Genomic DNA, 20,816 nt, shown 5'->3' with positions numbered 1-20,816 from the left:
TCAGCCCTCCGTTCCCACGCTCGGGAGTTCACCCTTGTCGTTGTTGCCGCCGACCTTGCTGAAGTCGGTGTGCGTGCGACTGGCCTCGCGGAACTCGTTCCCCGACCAGTGGTACGTCATGACGTCCTCGCCCGACGCGCAGCACGCCGCGTCGCCAGGGCCGTAGACCTGCTTGGTGACCCGCAGGTCGCGGCGGTCTATCTCGGCATAGACGGGCGGCTGCTCGGCCGTGAACACATTCTCGTACGAGTCGCCCTTGGCACGGTACACATACGAAGCGACCCCCAGGGAATCCCCACAGGTCAGGACGTTGACGACCACGTCGTTGCGGGAGCCCTCGGTGACCTGCCCGTAGATCACGTCGACGGGGTACTGGTTCTTCTCGCAGGGCTTGAGGTTCTTCTTGACCTGATCGCTGACCTTGGGGTCGCTCTTGATCAGCTTTATGGCGTCTATCTTCCCCTGGGTGGGGACCGCCGACGCCGCGGGCATCCGGGTGGGCTTCGCCGCGGACTGGGTCTGCGCGGTGCCCTCCTTGCGCACGCCCTCACTGCCCGCCTCGCATCCGGCAAGCAGAAGACCGGCGGCTGCGGCCAGTGCTGCGACCGTGCCGCCGGTGATCAGTGCCGGCTTGGTGGGAGCCGCCTTTTTCAGGCTGCGCACCGTTCCTGCCCCCGCTCGTTGCGCTCAAGGGCGTGGAAGTCCAGGTCACGGCTCTCCAGCTCCTGACGGAGCCGGGCCAGCGCCCGGTGCAGCGTGCTCTTGACCGTGCCGGTCGACATGCCGAGCGCCTCCGCGGTCTCCTCGGTGCTCATCTGCTCCCAGTGTCGCAACACGACGACGCTGCGCTGCTTGGGGGCCAGGACTCCGAGGATGTCCATCAGCAGGGCGCGGTCGGCGTGCTGCTCGGTGCCGTCCTCGACGCAGGCGTCGGGGAGCTGCTCGGTGGGCACCTCGTCGAGCTTGCGGGCGCGCCACCACTCCGTACGAGTGTTGATCATGACACGGCGGAGGTAGGCGTCGGCAAGCGACTTGTCCGCTATGCCTTCCCAGCGGCCGTACGTACGCACCAGGGCGGTCTGGAGGAGGTCCTGCGCGTCGATGGGGTCCGGAACGAGACGGCGGGCGCTGCGCAGGAGGGCGTCCTGACGGTTGCGCACGTACTCTTCGAAGTCCAGAACCTTGCTGCCGCTGCTGGCCATCTTGCAGCCTCCATTCCGCTTGCATTCCCCGCGTCACGCTGGTGGTCCTCCAGCACGAGTAGGACGCTACGGAGGAGCTGTTGCGGCGCGATGTGCAGCAGCCCTGCGGCTGGTGCACAGCTGTCCATAGGTTGTGTAACAGCGATGAGGGAAAGCCGAAGAAATGGGGCGCAAAGGGGGCTGTGCGCCTTTGCTTTGTTGCTGTGACGCCCGGCCGTGCCAGGATCGTGGTGATGACTGCCGCACCCACACCCGCCGACGCGTCCCTCCACACCCCCGTGATCGCGTGGTTCGAGACGCACGCCCGCGACCTGCCCTGGCGCCGCCCGGAAGCGGGCCCCTGGGGCGTGATGGTCAGCGAGTTCATGCTCCAGCAGACGCCGGTCAGCCGGGTGCTGCCGGTGTACGAGCAGTGGCTCGCCCGCTGGCCGCGCCCCGCCGACCTCGCGGCGGAGCCGCCCGGCGAGGCCGTACGGGCCTGGGGCCGGCTCGGCTACCCGCGGCGCGCGCTGCGGCTGCACGCCGCGGCCTCGGCGATCACCGAGCTGCACGGCGGCGAGGTGCCGAGCGACCACGCCGAGCTGCTGGCGCTGCCGGGCGTCGGCGAGTACACCGCGGCGGCGGTCGCCTCGTTCGCGTACGGGCAGCGGCACGCGGTCCTGGACACCAACGTCCGCCGGGTCTTCGCGCGCGCCGTGAGCGGCGCGCAGTACCCGCCGAACGCCACCACCGCCGCCGAGCGGAAGCTGGCCCGCGAGCTGCTGCCGCACAGCGAGCCGGTGGCCGCGCGCTGGGCGGCGGCGACGATGGAGCTGGGGGCGCTCGTCTGCACGGCACGCACCCCCGACTGCGCCCGTTGCCCGATCGCCGCCCGGTGTGCCTGGCGGGCGGCCGGCTCGCCTGCGCACGACGGCCCGCCGCGCCGCGGCCAGACCTACGCGGGCACGGACCGCCAGGTCCGGGGCAAGCTCCTGGCCGTTCTCCGCGAGGCCCTGGAGCCCGTACCGCAGCGGACCCTGGACGCGGTCTGGGACGAGCCGGTCCAGCGGGCCCGCGCGCTCGACGGCCTGGTCGCGGACGGCCTGGTGGAACCGCTGCCCGACGGCCTGTACCGGCTGCCGCTCACGTAGCGCGCCCCCGGAGCATGTGACTTTCGGCAGGGGCGCGCGGGACCTCCGCACCGGTACGTTCGAGCGGTGAGCCGTAGACCCGCCCTGACCACGGTGCTTCCGGACACCCTGCTCTGGGTGGCGCTGGTGGCGCCCGGTTTCGCCGCGGCCTGGCTCGGGCTGAACACGCCGCGGCCCTGGTGGCAGTCGCTGGGCGGCGCCGCCGTCCTCGCCGTCGCCGTCGTGGCGTCCCGTACGCGTCCGGTGCTCGGGGTGCTGCTGGCCGCGGGGCTGGGCCTCGCGACCTCGCCGTCGCTCTTCACGCTCTCGTACGGGCCCGCGCTCGCCGTCCTCGCCTTTCTGCTCGGCCGCCGCTCGGCCGGGGCCCGCCCGGCGCTGTACGCGTTCGCGGCGACCGCCGCGGCGGGCACGCTGCTGGTCGTGGGACGGGGCTTCGACCCCGTCATCGAATGGCTGGTCCTGACCGGCACGCTGCTGTTCGGGGCGGTCTTCCCCTGGCTGATCGGCCGCTACCGCCGCCAGGACCGCGAGCTGGTCGCGGCCGGGTGGAGCCGCGCGGCGCAGCTGGAGCGCGAGCAGGTGATCGTCGCCGACCGCGCCCGGCTGCGCGAGCGCGCCCGCATCGCCCAGGACATGCACGACTCCCTGGGCCACGAGCTGAGCCTGATCGCGCTGCGTGCGGGCGCCCTCCAGGTGGCGCCGGGCCTCGACGCGGAACAGCGCGCGGCCGCCGCGGACCTGCGCGGGGCGGCGGCGGACGCGACCGACCGCCTCCGCGACATCATCGGCATCCTCCGCGACCCCACGACGACCCAGGCGGCACCGGTGCCCCCGCTGACCCCGGCGGACGAAACCATTCCGGCCCTGGTGCAGCGGGCTGCGGCCTCGGGGATGAGCGTGCGTCTGCACCCCGCTCCCCGGACGGGCACCCCCGCCGTCCCCGTCATGATCGAGCGCGCCGCCCACCGCGTCGTACAGGAAGCCCTGACGAACGCCGCCAAGCACGCCCCCGGCGCGGACGTCACCGTGACCGTCGAGCACGGCGCGGACGGGACGGCCGTCACCGTCGTCAACGGACCGGCACCCACCGCGCACCCCTCCGCCTCCGGCGGCTCCGGCACCGGACTGCTCGGGCTGCGCGAACGCGCCGCGCTGGCCGGCGGCACCTTCTCCGCCGGCCCGTACGACGGCGGCTTCCGCGTCTCGGCACACCTGCCCCACACGCCTCCCGCGCCCGCCGGGGAGGCGGAACCACGGCACACCGGCGAGGCCGAGGCCCTCACCGCCGCCTCGGCGGCCGGGGACCTCGACGCCTTCGCCCGTGCGCGGCGCGTGTCACGGCGGCGCATCGTCGTGCCGTTCGCCGTCGTCGGAGGCTGCGCCGCCGTTTTCGTCGCGGCCGCCTTCGGGTGGTACGCCTACATCAAGGCGCACTCCGTGCTGAAGCCCGCCGACTACGCCGCGCTGCGCGTCGGCGCGCCGTACGACGCGGTCGCGCCCGTACTGCCCGACCGGCGCGTCGCCGACCCGCCGGTCAAGCGGACCGTCGCACCGCCGCCCGCCGGGGCGCAGTGCCGCTACTACCGGGCCAGCGGCGAGCTCTTCGTCAGCGTCGACCACTTCCGGCTCTGCTTCCAGGACGGCCGGCTGGTGGCGAAGAGCCGCATCCCGCGGGTCGGCACGGCCGAGGTCGTGGAACAGGAGGAGAAGGAGTGGGTGCGGTGACAGGCGAGGCCATCAGGGTGCTGCTCGCGGACGACGAGGCGATGATCCGGGCGGGCGTGCGGGCCATTCTCAGTGCGGACCCGGGCATCGAGGTGGTCGCCGAGGCGGCCGACGGCCGGGAGGCGGTGGAGGCGGCGCAGGCGCACCGCCCCGACGTCGCCCTGCTGGACATCCGGATGCCCCGGCTGGACGGCCTCGCCGCGTGCGAGGAGATCCGCCGCACCACACCCGGCACGGCCGTCGCCATCCTCACCACCTTCTCCGAGGACGCCTACATCTCCCGCGCCCTCGGCGGCGGCGCCACCGGCTTCCTCCTCAAGTCCGGCGACCCGTACGAGCTGATGGCCGGCGTGCGCGCGGTGGCCGACGGCGGCGCCTATCTCTCCCCCAAGGTCGCCCGGCACGTCATCGCCGAGCTGGGCGGCGAGCGGATGACGCGCGGCACCGCCGCGCGCGCCCGCACCGCCGGGCTGACGGCCCGCGAGCGCGAGGTGCTCGCCCTGCTGGGGGAGGGGCTCTCCAACGCCGGGATCGCCCGGCGGCTGCACCTCGTGGAGGGCACGGTCAAGGGCTATGTGAGCGCGGTCCTCGACCGGCTGGAGGTCGGCAACCGGGTGCAGGCCGCGATCATCGCGTACGAGGCCGGACTGGTCACCGGCGACTGACCGGGGTGGAATGGGGATCATGAGCGAGACGGAGCAACGGCCCCCGGGCGAGATCCGGGCGGCCCTCGACGCGCACACGACCATGACCCTGGCCTACGCCGACGAGGACGGCCCACAGGCGTGCGCCGTCCTCTACGCGAGAGGGGAGACCGCCGACGGCGGCCCCGCTCTCCTCTTCGTCACCTCGGTCACCACCCGCCACGGACGCGCTCTCCTCGACGGGGGGCCCGTCGCCTTCACCGTGCAGCGCGACGGCCAGGTGTGGACCGCCCTGACGGGCCTTCAAGGCCGGGGCGTGTGCCGCCGCCTGGAGGGCCCGGACCGTGAGGCCGGGTGGCGTACGTACGGCACGCGCCACCCCTACGTGGACCGGAACGAGAAGCTCCGGCAGGCGATGGAGCGCACCGATCTGTGGGAGCTGCGCCCCGAATGGCTGAGGCTTGTCGACAACGGCCAGGGCTTCGGGCACAAGACGGAGTGGACTCACCACCCCATCGTGTGAACCGCCGTCATGCCTTGACGAGTACGCTCCACCGGCCGCCGCTCCACCGCTCCACCAGCCGGGTGCCGGGGCGTACGAGCAGCCGGGCCGCCAGCAGCGCGACGATGGCCCCGAGCAGCAGGCCCGCGGCCACGTCGTGCGGGTAGTGCACGCCGAGGAAGACGCGGGAGAACGCCACCAGCAGCGCCATGGGCACCACCAGCCACGCCGCGACGGGGCGCGCCAGGATGATGCCGGTCGCGAGGGCGGCGGCCAGCGTGGCGTGGTTGCTGGGGAACGAGTAGTCGGTCCGCGCCGGGCACGCGGCGATCGAGGTGACCGCGTGCGCCACCGCACGGCACGGCCGCACCTCGTCGACCAGGGCCTTCACGATCTCGCTGATCCCGTACGCCACGGCCGTGCCGACCGGCACCAGGAGCGTGAGCGCGACCTCGCGCGCGCCGCGCCGCCGGGCCAGCCACCAGACCACGACGGCCACGGCCATCAGCAGCAACAGTCCGGCCTGGGTGCCGACTTCCGCGAGGGTGTGCACCCAGCCCGGGGTGGAGTGCGCGTAATCGGTGATGTCACGGTAGAGATCGTCGTCCATGATCAATGGAGCGTACGGAATGTCACCCCCGCACCACATCGGGCGATCGGCATGCGGCGCATCTGACTTTCGTCAGGTATCGACAACGGAATGCCCTCGTCACGCGGGCAGATGATGGGAAAAGTAAGCACCCGCCCGGCGGGTATTGGCTGGTGCCCTGCCCGATCTCTCGTAGAGTCTTCGCGTGGGATCACTGCGCAATCCGATCGGGCCGCTTCCCTCCTCCATCTATTGGCGGCGGAGGGCAGTTGCGCTTGGCCTGCTCGGCCTTCTCGTACTGCTGGGGCTGTGGATGCTCACCCTCGGGGGTGACGGGGGCTCCGGCAAGGACCAGAGCAAGGGCTCCTCGGACGGAAAGGGCCCGTCGGACACGACCATCACGCCCGGCCCGGTTCCGTCGGGCACGTATTACAGCCAACGGCCGGGCGGCCGGGGCGACTCGGGCGCGGGCGGCAGCGGTGGCGTCGCGAACGACCACGGCGACGTCAGCGGCTCCGGAGGTTCCGGCGGCGGCACGGGCGGCTCCGGAACCGGCGGTTCCGGTGGCTCCGGTGGCGGCAACGGGGCCCTGGGCACGGGCGACGGCAAGGCCGTCCCGGCGAGCTCCTCGCTGCCCGACTGCACGTCAGGATCCGTGAGCCTGGCGGTGCGCAGCGTCAAGGACTCCTACGGGCCCGGTGAGAAGCCGAAGTTCGAGATCGTGGTGAAGAACTCCGGCGGCTCGGCGTGCAAGGTCGACTTCGGGTCGACGGCCGCTTTCCTGAAGATCACCGAAGCCGGTGGCGACGACCACGTCTGGTCCTCCGACGACTGCCCCCGGGGCAAGGGCGCCGTGCTGATCGAGCTGCCCGGCTCGGGCGAGACGAAGCGGACGCTGGAGTGGGACCGCAAGCGGAGTGCTCCGCTCTGTGCGACGCCGTCCGGCGCTTCCTCGGCTGGCGCGGGTGCGTACCGGGTGGAGGTCAAGGTGGCCGGGGTCACCGAGAAGTTCGAGTTCACACTCGACAAGGGCTAGACATCGGGCGGATCGCGGACGGGAGAATCAAGCCCGTCCGGCGATTGAGGACCGGGGTCCGGGGCGGAGCCCCGGGGCAGAGTGAACTGATCCCGGGTGCCCCACGGCCGCGTCAGACGTACCGCTCAAGGATCGAGGACTCAGCCAGGCGCGAGAGCCCCTCGCGCACCGAGCGGGCGCGGGCCTCGCCCACGCCGTCGACGGTCTGCAGATCGTCGACGCTCGCGGCGAGCAGCTTCTGGAGCCCGCCGAAGTGGTCGACCAGCCGCTCGATGATCGCCCCCGGCAGCCTCGGCACCTTCGCCAGCAGGCGGTAGCCGCGCGGGGAGACCGCCGAGTCCAGCGTCTCGGGCGAGCCGCTGTAGCCCAGCGCGCGGGCCACGATGGGCAGTTCGAGGAGCTCGGCGTGGGTGAGGGAGTCCAGCTCGGACAGTGCCTCGGGGACCGTACGCGTGCGCTTGGCGGTCGGCTCGGGGACGTAGTCGCGCACGACCAGGTCGCGCTCCGGCTCGACGCCGGCGATCAACTCGTCCAGCTGGAGGGAGAGGAGACGGCCGTCGGTGCCCAGCTCGACCACGTACTCCGCGATCTCCGTGGCGATCCGGCGGACCATCTCCAGCCGCTGGGAGACCGCGGTGACGTCCCGGACGGTCACCAGATCCTCGATCTCCAGGGCGGAGAGCGTGCCGGCGACCTCGTCCAGACGGAGCTTGTAGCGCTCCAGGGTGGCCAGCGCCTGGTTGGCGCGGGAGAGGATCGCGCCGGACTCCTCCAGCACGCGCCGCTCCCCGCCCACGTACAGCGCGATCAGCCGCATGGACTGGCTGACCGAGACCACGGGGAAGCCGCACTGGATGGAGACGCGCTGCGCGGTGCGGTGGCGGGTGCCGGTCTCCTCGGTGGGGATGGAGGCGTCCGGCAGGAGCTGGACGCCCGCCCGCACGATCTTGGTGATGTCCTTGTCGAGGATCAGCGCGCCGTCCAGCTTGCAGAGCTCGCGCAGCCGGGTGGCCGTGAACTCCACATCGAGGACGAAACCGCCCGTACACATCGACTCGACGGTCTTGTCCATGCCCAGGACGATCAGGCCGCCGGTGTTGCCGCGAAGAATGCGCTCAAGGCCGTCGCGCAAGGCCGTGCCGGGCGCGACGGCGCTCAGCGAGGCGCGCATCAGACCGTCGGCACCGGAGGATCCCCCGGCCTTGCCGGGGCCCGATGCCCGGTCGTTGGCTGCCACTGCACTCCTCCGGTCGCAAGGTCAACGGTGCCGCAGGCCGCCCTGCCGTCCGTACGTACGGGCGAGACCAGGGCAAAGTCTACTGGCGTATTCCGGCGCCCAGCCTATTAAAGAGGGCTCTCCTCCGGTTCAGACAGGGCTCTCTTCCGACGAGGCGTCCGCCCCGGCTTTGCGCCGGTTCTCCCGGGGTACCCGCTTGGGCAGCACTCGAAGCGCCTCGCCTATGTCCGCGACCTCCAGCACCCGCATCCCGCTCGGGATCTTGCCGGGGTCGCCCGGCACCAGCGCGTGCGTGAATCCCAGCCGGTACGCCTCGGCCAGCCGCCGCTGCACTCCCGTGACGCGACGGACCTCGCCGGCCAGCCCCACCTCGCCGATGGCCACCAGGTTCTTCGGCAGCGGGGTGTCGCTGGCCGCGCTGGCCAGCGCGAGCGCGACGGCGAGGTCGGCGGCCGGCTCGGAGAGCTTCACCCCGCCCACCGTGGCGCTGTAGATGTCCCGCTTGCCGAGGGCGCTGATGCGCCCGCGCTGCTCCAGCACGGCCAGCATCATCGACACCCGCGAGGTCTCCAGACCGGACGTCGTGCGGCGGGGCGAGGGGATCTGCGAGTCGACCGTCAGCGCCTGGACCTCGGCGACCAGCGGGCGGCGGCCCTCCAGCGTCACCGTCAGACATGTGCCGGGCACGGGCTCGGCGCGCCGGGTCAGGAACAGCCCGCTGGGGTCCGCGAGGCCGGTGATGCCCTCGTCGTGCAGCTCGAAGCAGCCGACCTCGTCGGTCGCGCCGTAGCGGTTCTTCACCCCGCGCACCAGGCGCAGCCGGGCGTGCCGGTCGCCCTCGAAGCTCAGCACCACGTCCACCAGGTGCTCCAGCAGCCGGGGCCCGGCGATCGCGCCGTCCTTGGTGACGTGGCCGACCAGCAGCGTGGACATCCCGCGCTCCTTCGACGCGCGGATCAGCGCGCCCGCCACCTCGCGCACCTGCGCCATGCCGCCCGGCGCGCCGTCGATCTCCGGTGAGGCCACCGTCTGGACGGAGTCCATGATCAGGAGCGAGGGCTTCACGGTGTCGAGATGCCCGAGGACGGCGGACAGATCGGTCTCGGCGGCCAGATAGAGGTGGTCGGAGAGCGCACCGATCCGGTCGGCGCGCAGCCGCACCTGGCTCGCGGACTCCTCACCGGTCACATAGAGGGTGCGGTGCTCCTCGGAGGCGGCCTTGGCCGCCACGTCCAGCAGGAGGGTCGACTTGCCGACGCCGGGCTCGCCCGCGAGCAGCACGACGGCACCGGGCACGAGGCCGCCGCCGAGGACGCGGTCCAGCTCGTCGACGCCCGTGCTCCGGGCGGTGGCCTGGCGGCCGTCCACCTGCGCGATCGGCAGCGCGGCCGAGGTCACCCGGCCGGGCGCGGTCGTCCGCACCGCGGGCACGCCGAGCTCCTCCACGGTGCCCCACGCCTGGCACTCGGGGCAGCGGCCGAGCCACTTGGCGGTGGTCCAGCCGCATTCCTTGCATTTGTAGGAGGGGCGGTCCTTGGCGGATCGAGCGGTGCGGGTGGCCATGTGGGTCACCGTATCGGTGGGCACTGACATCCCGGGTACGGGTCCGTTGCCGCCCACGGGGCGCCCCGCGACAACGAGGCGTCCCCTTTTGAGGGAGAAGCTCACCCGAATGGGTTAATCCTGTGCCGGCAGCGAGGACGAGGGCCCGCCACGCGCCTACCGTCGCCGGGATGATGACCAGGAGGCCCGAGCACCCCACGCACGCCACCGGCGCGCACCGCGCAGGCCGCGGAGCGCCGCGCGCGGCCCGTACGGACCAGGAAACGCTCGTTCAGCGGCCGCCTCTTCAGTACGACCCCCACCTCGACGGCCTGTTCACGTACTGCCTGTCCGTGCTGTGCGAGCACGACAGCGCGACCGCCGCGCTCGGCGAGGTCCTCGCGATCGCCGAGCGGCGCGCAGACCGCGCCCCCGCCGGTGACGACGTGCGCCGCTCCTGGCTCTACGCCCTCGCCCGCTGGGCCTGTCTGCGCCGGCTCGCCGAACCGGGCGGCGCGTCCGGGGAGCCCGCCGAGCACCGCCGCACGGAGCTCGCCCGGCTCGCCTGGCCCGAGGCCGCCGGGACCACCGCCGAGCAGCGGGAAGCGCTCGAACTGGCCGTCCGCCACGGCCTCTCCGCGCACGAGGTCGCGGCCGTGCTCCGCCTGGAGGCCGACGCGGCGCGCGCCCTGTTGTCCAGCGCCGCCTGCGAGGTCGAGCGCACCCGGACCGCGCTGGCCGTCGTGGAGTCGGGCCGCTGTCCGGTCGTGGCACGGTTCGCGGGCGACACCCGGGTGCTGCTGGGCACCGCGCTGCGGCGCGAACTGGTCCGGCACGTCGACGACTGCGCCGACTGCCGCCGCACCGCCGAGCGGGCCACCGCGGGCGAACCCTGGCCCGGCACCTCCGCGTCATCGGCCGCGCTGCCCGTCATCGAGGCCCCCCGGGCCGCGGCGCACACCGCCATGCTGGCCGCCGTGAGCGCGCGTACGCAGCGGGGGTCCGCGCACCTCACCCCGCGCTTCGACCGCCGGGGCTTCCCCGTCGACCCCAAGGACCGCGTGGCGCGCCGCAGCCGGCTCCGCAGCCGCGCCATCACGACCACGGTCGTCGCCACCGTCGTCGCCGCCCCCGTGCTCGCCCTGTGGGCCGCCTACCGCGGCGCGCCGTCGACGGGGGAGGGACAGAGCCCCACGTCCGTCACCGCAGAGGAGGCCGGCGGCCCGGCCGAATACCCGCGCGGGGAGGCCGACGACGCGGCCCACAAGCGGATCGGCACGCGCTCGGCGCCCGGAGACCGCCCGCCCGGGGTCTCGGTCTCGGTGATCGGGCCGGACGGCAGACCCGTGCCCGTACCCGAGGAGCAGCTCGGCGGGGTGCCGCCCTCGCCCACCGGCAGCGCCGTACCCCTGCCGGGGCCGCCACCGACGCCCGCGCCCGGTCCCGGACGGCTGACCATCGCCGCGCGGCCGAGCGGCAACGCCACCCTCATCACCCTCACGGCGAGCGGCGGGGAGCCGGTCGTCTGGTCGATGAGCACCGACGCGCCCTGGCTGCGGCTGAGCCGCACCGGCGGGGTGCTGCGGCCGGGCCAGTCCATCACCGTCGTCGTCGAGGTCGACGCGGCAAACGAACCGGCCGGGCACTGGAGCGCGCGGGTGGCCGTGGCGCCCGGCGGTTCGGTGGTGACGATCGAGGGACAGGGCCCGGCGCCGATACCGACGCCCCGGCCGACGCCGCCCGCGACCACCCCGCAGCCGACGCCTCCTCCGCCCACCCCGGCGGGCTGATCGGGCTCAGACAGCCGTCAGCGCTTGTCCGCGGGATGCGGAGCGAGCGGCAGGAGCGAAGCCACCCGCTCCTCGCAGAGCTCCACCAGCCGCGCGTACGCCTTCTTGCCCATCAGTTCCTTCAGCTCCGGCGCGTACGTCACGTACACCGGGTCACCCGCGCCGTGCGCGGACGTCGCCGACGTGCACCACCAGTGCAGGTCGTGGCCGCCGGGGCCCCAGCCGCGGCGGTCGTACTCGCCGATCGAGACCTGGAGCACCCGCGTGTCGTCCGGCCGGTCGATCCAGTCGTACGTGCGCCGCACCGGCAGCTGCCAGCAGACGTCCGGCTTGGTCTCCAGCGGCTCGCGGCCCTCCTTGAGGGCCAGGATGTGCAGCGAGCAGCCGGCGCCGCCCGCGAAGCCCGGCCGGTTCTGGAAGATGCAGGAGCCCTCCCAGCGGCGCGTCTGCCGGTCGCCGTCCTCGTCGACCTGGGTCCAGCCGGTCGACGTGCCGACCTCGTGGAACTGCCACATCTCCGGCGTCAGCCGCGCCACGTGCCCGGCGACCCGCTGCTCGTCCTCCTCGTCCGAGAAGTGCGCCCCCAGCGTGCAGCAGCCGTCGTCGGCGCGCCCGGCCTGGATGCCCTGGCAGCCGCTGCCGAAGATGCAGCTCCACCGGGAGGTGAGCCAGGTCAGGTCGCAGCGGAAGACCTGTTCGTCGTCGGCCGGATCGGGGAATTCGACCCAGGCGCGGGCAAAGTCGAGCCCGACCTCGTCGGAGACCTTCGCGGAGGGCTTGGAGCCCTTCTTCGAGGTCTTGTCCCGGGAGATCTCGGCTGCCTTGTCGAGGGTTTTGTCAGGCTTCGCCTTCTTCGTCTTTGCCACCCCTCAAGACTATGCGCACCGGCCGACCGCAGTAGCGTTCAGGCCATGAGACTCGGTGTCCTCGATGTGGGTTCGAATACGGTCCATCTGCTGGTGGTGGACGCGCATCCGGGTGCCCGCCCCCTGCCCGCGCACTCCCACAAGGCCGAGCTGCGCCTCGCGGAGCTCCTCGACGACGAGGGGGCGATCAGCGAGGCCGGGATCGACCGGCTCGTCGCCGTCGTCCAGGAGGCCCTGGAGGCCGCCGAGGACAAGGGCGTGGAAGAGGTGCTCCCGTTCGCCACCTCCGCGGTGCGCGAGGCGGCCAACGCCGACACCGTGCTCGCCCGCGTCCAGAAGGAGACAGGGATCACCCTGCCCGTCCTCACCGGCGACGAGGAGGCGCGGCTGACCTTCCTGGCCGCCCGCCGCTGGTTCGGCTGGTCGGCCGGAAAGCTCCTCGTCCTCGACATCGGCGGCGGCTCCCTGGAGATCGGCTTCGGCATGGACGAGGAGCCCGACGCGGCCGCCTCCCTGCCGCTGGGCGCGGGCCGGCTGACCAAGGCGTGGCTGCCCGGCGACTCCCCCGACCCCACCGACGTACGGGCCCTGCGGCGGCACGTACGGGCGCAGATCGCGCGCATCGTCGGGGACTTCGCCCGGCACGGCACCCCGGACCACACCGTCGGCACCTCCAAGACCTTCAAACAGCTCGCCCGGATCGCCGGGGCCGCCCGCTCCACCGACGGCCTCTACGTCCAGCGCGCGCTCACCCGGCGGTCCCTGGAGGAGTGGGTGCCCAAGCTCGCCGGCATGACCTCCGCGGAGCGCGCCCGGCTGCCCGGGGTGTCGGAGGGACGGGCGTCCCAACTCGTCGCGGGCGCGCTCGTCGCCGAGGCGGCCATGGACCTCTTCGGCGTCGAGGAACTGGAGATCTGCCCCTGGGCGCTGCGGGAGGGCGTCATCCTCCGGAGGCTGGACCACCTGCCGACTCCGTGACGCGCGGGACGCGGACGGCCCACCGTGCGGCCCGCGACCGGTGCGCCGCACGGGCACCTCCATGCCCGTGGTCCGGGACACGGTCGTACGCTGTCCCTCGTGACAGAGCCTGTGGTGCGCATCCCGGATGCGAAGGTCGCGCTGTCCACGGCCTCGGTCTACCCGGAGTCGACGGCGACGGCCTTCGAGATCGCCGCGCGCCTGGGCTACGACGGCGTCGAGGTCATGGTGTGGACCGACCCGGTCAGCCAGGACATCGAGGCGCTCCGCCGGCTGTCCGACTACCACCAGGTGCCCATCCTGGCCGTCCACGCGCCCTGCCTGCTGATCACCCAGCGCGTCTGGTCGACCGACCCCTGGGTCAAGCTCCAGCGGGCCCGCGCGGCCGCCGAGAAGCTGGGCGCCACGACCGTGGTCGTCCACCCGCCGTTCCGCTGGCAGCGCGGCTACGCACGGGACTTCGTCCAGGGGATCTGGCGGATGGCCGACGAGACGGATGTCCGCTTCGCCGTCGAGAACATGTACCCCTGGCGCTACCGCGACCGCGAGATGCTCGCCTACGCCCCCGACTGGGACGTCACCAAGGACGACTACCGCCACTTCACCGTCGACCTCTCGCACACCGCCACCGCCCGGACGGACGCCATCCACATGATCGACCGGATGGGCGACCGGCTGGCGCACATCCACCTCGCCGACGGCAACGGCTCCGCCAAGGACGAGCACCTCGTCCCGGGCCGCGGCAAGCAGCCCTGCGCCGAGCTGCTGGAGCGCCTCGCGACCACCGGCTTCGACGGCCACGTGGTGATCGAGGTCAACACCCGCCGCGCCATGTCCGCCGCCGAGCGCGAGGCCGACCTCGCCGAGGCCCTGGCCTTCACCCGGCTGCACCTCGCCTCCCCGACGGGCGTGGGCCACCCGTGAGCGCGCCCCGTACGGGCGACGGAGCCCCCAGGAAGCGCGGCAGGCCCGCCCGCACGGACCTCGGCGGCGGCCCCGGCGCCCGGGAGCGCATCCTCACCGCGGCCCGCGCGGAGTTCGCCGAGCGCGGCTACGACAAGGCGTCCATCCGCGCCATAGCCCGGGGAGCGGGCGTGGACCCCGCCCTCGTCCACCACTACTTCGGTCCCAAGGAACAGATCTTCGCCGCCGCCATCGAGGTGGCCTTCGCGCCCGCGCTCCAGGCGCCCGACGTCGTCCTCAAGGGCAGTCCGGACACCGCGGGCGAGCGGATGGCGCGCTTCTTCCTCGGGCTCTGGGAGGACCCCGTCACCCGCGAGCCGCTGCTCGCGATCGTCCGGTCCGCGGTCGCCAACGAGACCGCGGCCGCGGTCTTCCGCGACCTCGTCTCCTCCCGGCTGATGGCCCGCATCGCCGACGAGCTGGACGTCGCGGACCCCCGGCTGCGCGCCGAGCTCGCCGCCGCCCACCTGGTCGGCATCGCCATGCTGCGCCATGTGATCAAGGTCGAGCCGCTGGCGTCGGCGGACATGGAAGAGGTCATCGCCCAGGTGGCACCGGCCATACAGCGCCACCTCTCGGGTGCCTCGTAACGTCACGCGAGACGCCCGTCTCACATCCCGGAGCCACTGTCCGGATCTTGGATCATCGGCGTAGGCTCGGAAGACGCCGACACCCGCGCCGACGCGAAGACGTCGATACGAAGACGCCAGACACCGCGCCGACGCCCTTCGAGGAGTGGAGCAGGATGCCCGAGCTGAGGTCCCGCACCGTCACCCACGGCCGCAACATGGCGGGCGCCCGCGCCCTGATGCGCGCATCGGGCGTAGCGAGCGAGGACATCGGCAAGCCGATCATCGCGGTCGCCAACTCCTTCACCGAGTTCGTCCCCGGCCACACCCACCTCGCGCCGGTCGGCCGGATCGTCTCCGAGGCGATCCTGGCGGCGGGCGCGGTGCCCCGCGAGTTCAACACCATCGCCGTCGACGACGGCATCGCGATGGGCCACGCCGGGATGCTCTACTCGCTGCCCTCCCGCGACCTGATCGCCGACTCCGTCGAGTACATGGTCGAGGCGCACTGCGCCGACGCGCTGATCTGCATCTCCAACTGCGACAAGATCACGCCGGGCATGCTGATGGCCGCGCTGCGCCTCAACATCCCCGTCGTCTTCGTCTCCGGCGGCCCGATGGAGGCCGGCCAGGCCACCCTCGTCGACGGCACGGTCCGCAAGCTCGACCTCATCAACGCCATCGTGGACGCGGTCGACGAGAACGTGTCGGACGAGGACGTCCTCCGCATCGAGGAGAACGCCTGCCCGACCTGCGGCTCCTGTTCCGGCATGTTCACCGCGAACTCCATGAACTGCCTCACCGAGGCCATCGGCCTCTCCCTCCCGGGCAACGGCTCCGTCCTCGCCACCCACACCGCCCGCAAGGCGCTGTACGAGAACGCTGCCCGCACGGTCGTCGAGATCACCAAGCGCTACTACGAGCAGGACGACGACTCGGTCCTGCCGCGCAACATCGCCACCCGCGCCGCCTTCGACAACGCCATGGCCCTCGACATCGCCATGGGCGGATCGACCAACACGATCCTCCACCTGCTCGCCGCCGCCCAGGAGGCCGGGCTGGACTACGACCTCAAGGACATCGACGCGGTCTCGCGCCGGGTGCCCTGCCTGGCCAAGGTCGCCCCCAACGTCGCCCCCGGCGGCACGTACTACATGGAGGACGTGCACCGCGCCGGCGGCATCCCCGCGATCCTCGGCGAGCTCTACCGCGCGGGCCTGCTCGACGAGGACGTGCACACCGTCCACTCGCCCTCCATCAAGGACTGGCTGGAGACCTGGGACGTGCGCGGCGGCTCCCCGTCCGCCGAGGCCGTCGAACTCTGGCACGCCGCCCCCGGCTGCGTCCGCTCCGCCACCGCCTTCTCGCAGTCCGAGCGCTGGGAGACCCTGGACACGGACGCGGCGGGCGGCTGCATCCGCGACGCCGCGCACGCCTACTCCAAGGACGGCGGACTGGCCGTCCTCAAGGGCAACCTCGCCGTTGACGGTTGTGTCGTGAAAACTGCGGGCGTCGACGAATCGATCTGGACGTTCGAAGGACCGGCCGTCGTCTGCGAGTCGCAGGAAGAAGCCGTCGACAAGATCCTCCGCAAGGAGATCAAGGAGGGCGACGTCGTCGTCATCCGCTACGAGGGCCCCAGGGGCGGCCCCGGCATGCAGGAGATGCTCTACCCGACGTCCTTCCTCAAGGGCCGCGGCCTCGGCAAGTCCTGCGCCCTGGTCACCGACGGCCGCTTCTCCGGCGGCACCTCAGGCCTCTCCATCGGCCACGCCTCGCCCGAGGCGGCCTCCGGCGGCACGATCGCCCTGGTCGAGGACGGCGACCGGATCCGCATCGACATCCCCCACCGCTCGATCGAACTCCTCGTCCCCGAAGCCGAACTGACCACCCGCCGCGAAGCCCTCGCCGGCCACTACGCCCCGAAGTCCCGCGACCGCCAGGTCTCGGCGGCCCTGCGCGCGTACGCGGCGATGGCGACAAGCGCGGACAAGGGAGCGGTGAGAGACGTCAGCCGTTTGGGGTGACGGGTGCTGGGCTGAGCTCCGTTGCCGCCTGCGGCGGGGGCTCCCCCAGCTACCGCTGGGAGGTGCTCCCTGCGGGCGCGTCCTCAAACGCCGGACGGGCTGGATTTTCCAGCCCGTCCGGCGTTTGAGGACAGCGCGCGAAGCGTGCTTCGGGGTCTGGGGCGGAGCCCCAGTTTCGGGAAGGGGCGGGGCTGGGGAACAAAAAGCGCCCGGCGCAGCCGGACGATCCCTATCGCCACCCGCCAGGGTTGTGGTCGCTGACCGCGAACACCGTTCCATCCGGCGCCGCCCCGAAAACCTTCCCGTCCGCCGCCACCGGCGCGGGCAACAGATCCAGATACCCGCGCCCGGCCCGCGTCAGCCGCGGCGACGTCTGCCCGAGCAGAGCCCCCCGCCCCGTATCGACGGCCAGCAACCGCCCGTCCGCTGCCGAGAAGTACAGCCTGCCGTCCGCGAGGACGAGCGCCGAAGCGTTGGCCACGGACGTGTCGAGCCGCCAGCGCTGGCCCCCGCCCGGCCCGTCCGGATCGACGCCGACGGCCGTCAGCCCGCCGTCCGATGACAACAGATAGACCGCGTCGCCCCGCGCGGCCGCGCTCGTGACGCTCAGCGGCGTGCTCAGGGAGACCCGGTGCTCACGCTGATCGGCGGGGGAGTAGCGGACGACGGCGGAGACGCGGTCGCGGGAGTCGACGGCGGTCAGATAGAGCGCACCGCGCGGCCCCACGCCCACGGCCGTCAGATCGCCGTCCAGCGTCCGCTGCCACAGCGTCGTCCCGCGCAGCGGATCGAGCGCGAGCAGCTGCGTACGGTGCTGTCCCGCACCGGCCGGGGAGACGGCGTAGACGGGCGCACCGGTGTCGCGGCCGCCCCCTGTGCGGGGATCGGCGTAGGAACCGGCGTCGGAGTCCGCGAAGGAGGAGAAGACCGGCTTGGCGTTTCCCGGCAGCCTGTGGCTCCAGCGCTCCTTGCCCGAGGCACCGTCGACGGCCGTGACCGTCCCGTCGTTTGCGACCAGCAGCAGCGTGTCACCCGCGTGATAGACCCGCCCGCCGTACGCGGAGACGTCCCGCGCCCAGCGCTGCTCACCCTTCGCGGGGTCGAGCGCGGAGAGCCGGTCGCCGTCCGGCGTTATGACGTGGACCAGGCCGCCCGAGACCACGGGCGCGGGCGGGGCTCCCGGCTCCGTCGCCGCGGGGCGGGAGGTGTCGACCGGGTGCCGCCAGACGACCGCGCCGCTCGCGGGGTCGATGCGGGCCGCCTGCACACCGGGCGCGGAGCAGTAGAGCGCCTCCTCCCCGTACGTACAGAACCCGGCCCGCACCCTGCCGTCCCCCGCCGCGTCCACCGGGACGGACGCCTCCCACGGCTGCCAGTCGGCGCCCGCGGCCGTCGGCCGCGACTGCAACGGCCGGGCCGACACGTCGGCCCGGTCCAGCACCCAGAAGCCGGCCGCCCCCAGCGCGGTGGCCACGACCGCGGCGGCAACGGCCCACAGCACACGCCGGGACCGCCGCGCGGGGGAGCCGGCAGGCGGCGCGGCCGGCTCCGGCGCCTCGGGCTGCGGGGGAACGCGTACGTGTGTGGGTACGGCGTCACGGGCCGCGCCGTGATCCGTACCGCCGACGGAGCCCACCCGCACCGCGTCCGGCACGCTCGGCAGCCGCGACATGATCGCGTCCGGCGTCGGCCGCTCGGCCGGCTCCTTCGCCAGACAGGCGCGGATCAGCGGGACGAGATCTCCGGGGACCCCGGCGAGATCCGGCTCGTTGTGCACCACCTGGTACGCGACGATGTACGGGCTGTCCGATTCGAACGGCCCCCGCCCCGTCGCCGCGTGCACCAACAGCGACGCCAGAGCGAACACATCCGCCGCCGGACCCACTTCACGCGGCCGCTGGAACTGCTCCGGAGCCATGAAAGGCGGCGTCCCGATCAATTTCCCGGTCTCGGTGCGCAGCTCACTGTCACAGGGGCGGGAAATACCGAAGTCGATGACCTTGGGACCGTCCTCGGCGAGCAGCACATTGCTCGGCTTGAGATCGCGGTGCACCACTCCGGCACGGTGAATGTCGCGCAGCGCCTCGGCGAGCCCCGCGGCGAGCCGCCGCACCTCGTCGGGCGGGAGAGGGCCGTTCCGCTTCACTCGCTCGGAGAGCGTGGGACCGGGGATGTAGAGGGTCGCCATCCAGGGCCGCTCCGCATCGGGGTCGGCGTCCACGACCGGCGCGGTGAACGCCCCGCTCACCCGCCGCGCGGCCGCGACCTCCTGCCGGAAGCGGGCCCTGAACTCCGGGTCCACCGCGTATTCGGCGTGCACCACCTTGACCGCGAGCCGCAGCCCGGACGGGGAGCGGGCCAGGTGGACGACGCCCATGCCGCCGGACCCGAGACGCCCCTCCAGCCGGTACTGACCGGCGGACCCCGGATCCTCCGCTTCCGGGCCCGCCCCGGTCGTGCGCAGCGGCGGCATTCCCCCACCCCCGTGTGTATTCGGCCGCGTACGGCGGCTTCCGGAGCCTAATCGATGGCACCCGGGAACCCCGGGAGGCATGGCCGTGCCTTGCTAGCCTGCGCATGTCATCGAGCAACGCCTCATTACTGCGCGGGGGAGGGCCACATGGCCGACGGCGAGATCAACGAGAGCAACGACAGCGGCACGCGTGACGAGAGTGCCGGACTGTCCGTATCGGTGCAGTCCGCGAGCGCCGTCTACTACCCGGTCGCCCCGGGCACCCAGGTCAACGTCCGCCGCGGCCCGAACACCGGCAGCCAGATCGTCCGCGTCCTCCCGGAGGACTCGGAGGTGCAGATCCGCTGCCAGACCCGCGGCGAGACGGTCTCCGGCCCGTACGGCACGACGGACATCTGGGACAGCATCGCGCCGGGCCAGTATGTGTCGGACGCCTATGTGAAGACGGGCAGCAGCGGCTTCGTCGCCGTCCGCTGCTCCTGAGGCCCGAGGCCCCTTCGCGGGCCGGTGGCGATAATCGGCACATGAGCGATGAGCACGAGGCGACCGGCCCCCGCCCCGAACCGATCCGGTTCTTCGGTACGACGTGGGTCGACCACGACGGCGGCTACGCGCTGCGCCGGGTCGGCGCCGGACTCGGCGCCCTCGTCGCGGCGGCGGCCGGCGCCCTGGTGCTCCGCTTCGGCTACGAGGGCCTGACGATCGCCAAGGTCGGCAACCTCGTCAACATCCTGGTGGTCGTCGCCTTCGCCGTGTGCAGCGCGCTCGCGTTCCGCCGCACCTGGGAAGGGTTCAGCCGCCGGCCGGACCCCGCGGGGGACGCGGGTGCCGAGCGCTCGATGCAGAGCATGCTGCTGATCGGCTTCATCGGCTCCCTGCTCGCCTACGCCCTCCGCACCCTCACCGAGGCCCCGGGCGAGAAGCTGCGCCGCAAGGAGTACGAGGAGGCCGTCGCCCGCTACGAACGGCGCCGCAACAGGCCCGGCAAGCGCCGATAGCGGCGGACGGGCCGGAGCACCGGCCGGACTGGTGTAGAGTTCTTCGAGTTGCCACGGCGTCCGCGAGGACGGCGAGGCAGCCACTCACGCCGCATCGGTGGCAATCTCTACTTGTTTGACCCCTGAACGGGATGGATTTCGGCATGCCGAATTCCGGACCGGGTTCCGATTAGGAGCCGCCGGGGAAATACGCTAAAGTAGTGATCACGCCGGAAGGCGCGAGAAACCCCGCTCCAACAGGGGGCCGGAAACGGAATTCGGACCGGAAACGGAACGGAAAACGGATCTGGTAAGGTTGGAAACACGAAATACCGAAGGGAAGCGCCCGGAGGAAAGCCCGAGAGGGTGAGTACAAAGGAAGCGTCCGTTCCTTGAGAACTCAACAGCGTGCCAAAAGTCAACGCCAGACTATAAAATACCCCGTCTCCGGTTCTTTGGACCGGGACGCGGTTCCTTTGAAAGTCCTTCCTTAGGGAAGGCACACAGCGAGGACGCTGTGCATGGCCGGGCTTATTCCGCCTGGCTGTGCCGCTCAACGCGAGTGT

19 protein-coding genes are annotated in these 20,816 nt (G+C 72.6%); 12 read left to right on the top strand and 7 right to left on the bottom strand.

The features are described 5' to 3' along the window. Nucleotides 1-663, bottom strand: coding sequence for a hypothetical protein (locus ABD269_RS18360; RefSeq protein WP_344119123.1), 663 nt, complete (start codon nt 661-663; stop codon nt 1-3). After that, nucleotides 651-1,202 (bottom strand): SigE family RNA polymerase sigma factor, encoded by a 552-nt coding sequence (locus ABD269_RS18355; RefSeq protein WP_116213218.1) that lies wholly within the window; start codon nt 1,200-1,202, stop codon nt 651-653. The genes ABD269_RS18360 and ABD269_RS18355 overlap by 13 nt, the downstream gene beginning before the upstream one ends. 233 nt (nt 1,203-1,435) lie before the next feature. Between ABD269_RS18355 and ABD269_RS18350 the strand changes: the two genes are divergently transcribed. The 4 genes from ABD269_RS18350 to ABD269_RS18335 all read left to right on the top strand — a co-directional run bounded on the left by ABD269_RS18350 (nt 1,436) and on the right by ABD269_RS18335 (nt 5,224). After that, entirely contained in the window at nt 1,436-2,332 is an 897-nt protein-coding gene (locus ABD269_RS18350; protein ID WP_344119119.1) for an HhH-GPD family protein, read from the top strand. 66 nt (nt 2,333-2,398) lie between these two features. Beyond that, nucleotides 2,399-4,057, top strand: coding sequence for a sensor histidine kinase (locus tag ABD269_RS18345; protein ID WP_344119117.1), 1,659 nt, complete (start codon nt 2,399-2,401; stop codon nt 4,055-4,057). Nucleotides 4,058-4,098: 41 nt separating this feature from the next. Then, entirely contained in the window at nt 4,099-4,722 is a 624-nt protein-coding gene (locus ABD269_RS18340; RefSeq protein WP_301894384.1) for a response regulator, read from the top strand. A gap of 19 nt (nt 4,723-4,741) precedes the next feature. Then, nucleotides 4,742-5,224: a pyridoxamine 5'-phosphate oxidase family protein gene (locus ABD269_RS18335; protein WP_344119115.1), complete on the top strand. Its 483-nt coding sequence runs from the start codon at nt 4,742-4,744 to the stop codon at nt 5,222-5,224. Between the two features lie 7 nt (nt 5,225-5,231). Here ABD269_RS18335 and ABD269_RS18330 read toward each other — a convergent pair whose 3' ends face one another. After that, nucleotides 5,232-5,813: a phosphatase PAP2 family protein gene (locus tag ABD269_RS18330; protein WP_344119113.1), complete on the bottom strand. Its 582-nt coding sequence runs from the start codon at nt 5,811-5,813 to the stop codon at nt 5,232-5,234. A 184-nt stretch (nt 5,814-5,997) separates the two neighbouring features. Here ABD269_RS18330 and ABD269_RS18325 point away from each other — a divergent pair, with 184 nt between their 5' ends. After that, nucleotides 5,998-6,828 (top strand): hypothetical protein, encoded by an 831-nt coding sequence (locus tag ABD269_RS18325; protein ID WP_344119111.1) that lies wholly within the window; start codon nt 5,998-6,000, stop codon nt 6,826-6,828. Between the two features lie 112 nt (nt 6,829-6,940). Here ABD269_RS18325 and disA read toward each other — a convergent pair whose 3' ends face one another. Both disA and radA read right to left on the bottom strand, forming a co-directional pair. Then, entirely contained in the window at nt 6,941-8,065 is a 1,125-nt protein-coding gene (disA, locus tag ABD269_RS18320) for a DNA integrity scanning diadenylate cyclase DisA (RefSeq protein ID WP_116213224.1), read from the bottom strand. Between the two features lie 129 nt (nt 8,066-8,194). Next, entirely contained in the window at nt 8,195-9,628 is a 1,434-nt protein-coding gene (gene radA / locus ABD269_RS18315; protein ID WP_344119108.1) for a DNA repair protein RadA, read from the bottom strand. A gap of 170 nt (nt 9,629-9,798) precedes the next feature. Between radA and ABD269_RS18310 the strand changes: the two genes are divergently transcribed. Continuing rightward, a complete protein-coding gene (locus ABD269_RS18310) occupies nt 9,799-11,397 on the top strand; it encodes a BACON domain-containing protein (RefSeq protein ID WP_344119106.1) in 1,599 nt (532 codons plus the stop codon). Nucleotides 11,398-11,414: 17 nt separating this feature from the next. On the opposite strand, the gene ABD269_RS18305 is transcribed toward ABD269_RS18310, so the two are convergent. Then, entirely contained in the window at nt 11,415-12,263 is an 849-nt protein-coding gene (locus ABD269_RS18305; RefSeq protein WP_425572916.1) for a DUF3109 family protein, read from the bottom strand. A 45-nt stretch (nt 12,264-12,308) separates the two neighbouring features. Here ABD269_RS18305 and ABD269_RS18300 point away from each other — a divergent pair, with 45 nt between their 5' ends. The 4 genes from ABD269_RS18300 (at nt 12,309) to ilvD (ending at nt 16,800) form a co-directional block, all read left to right on the top strand. Then, a complete protein-coding gene (locus ABD269_RS18300) occupies nt 12,309-13,241 on the top strand; it encodes a Ppx/GppA family phosphatase (protein ID WP_301893387.1) in 933 nt (310 codons plus the stop codon). Between the two features lie 99 nt (nt 13,242-13,340). Next, nucleotides 13,341-14,165 carry a sugar phosphate isomerase/epimerase family protein gene (locus tag ABD269_RS18295; protein ID WP_301893386.1) on the top strand — a complete coding sequence of 275 codons (825 nt, stop codon included), beginning with the start codon at nt 13,341-13,343 and terminating at the stop codon, nt 14,163-14,165. Continuing rightward, nucleotides 14,162-14,794 carry a TetR/AcrR family transcriptional regulator gene (locus ABD269_RS18290; RefSeq protein WP_344119103.1) on the top strand — a complete coding sequence of 211 codons (633 nt, stop codon included), beginning with the start codon at nt 14,162-14,164 and terminating at the stop codon, nt 14,792-14,794. The genes ABD269_RS18295 and ABD269_RS18290 overlap by 4 nt, the downstream gene beginning before the upstream one ends. Before the next feature lie 155 nt (nt 14,795-14,949). Then, nucleotides 14,950-16,800, top strand: coding sequence for a dihydroxy-acid dehydratase (gene ilvD, locus ABD269_RS18285; protein ID WP_344119101.1), 1,851 nt, complete (start codon nt 14,950-14,952; stop codon nt 16,798-16,800). Nucleotides 16,801-17,029: 229 nt separating this feature from the next. Here ilvD and ABD269_RS18280 read toward each other — a convergent pair whose 3' ends face one another. Then, nucleotides 17,030-19,273 carry a protein kinase domain-containing protein gene (locus tag ABD269_RS18280; RefSeq protein ID WP_344119099.1) on the bottom strand — a complete coding sequence of 748 codons (2,244 nt, stop codon included), beginning with the start codon at nt 19,271-19,273 and terminating at the stop codon, nt 17,030-17,032. 147 nt (nt 19,274-19,420) lie between these two features. On the opposite strand from ABD269_RS18280, the gene ABD269_RS18275 reads away from it, so the two are divergent. After that, entirely contained in the window at nt 19,421-19,756 is a 336-nt protein-coding gene (locus ABD269_RS18275; RefSeq protein WP_301893381.1) for an SH3 domain-containing protein, read from the top strand. Between the two features lie 41 nt (nt 19,757-19,797). After that, nucleotides 19,798-20,271, top strand: coding sequence for a hypothetical protein (locus tag ABD269_RS18270; RefSeq protein ID WP_344119097.1), 474 nt, complete (start codon nt 19,798-19,800; stop codon nt 20,269-20,271). Nucleotides 20,272-20,816 lie beyond the last annotated feature (545 nt).

The organism is Streptomyces blastmyceticus, assembly GCF_039521185.1.
Classification (GTDB): domain Bacteria; phylum Actinomycetota; class Actinomycetes; order Streptomycetales; family Streptomycetaceae; genus Streptomyces; species Streptomyces blastmyceticus.
The sequence above is the reverse complement of the archived record's forward strand: the minus strand, read 5'-3'. Positions and strand labels throughout refer to the sequence as shown.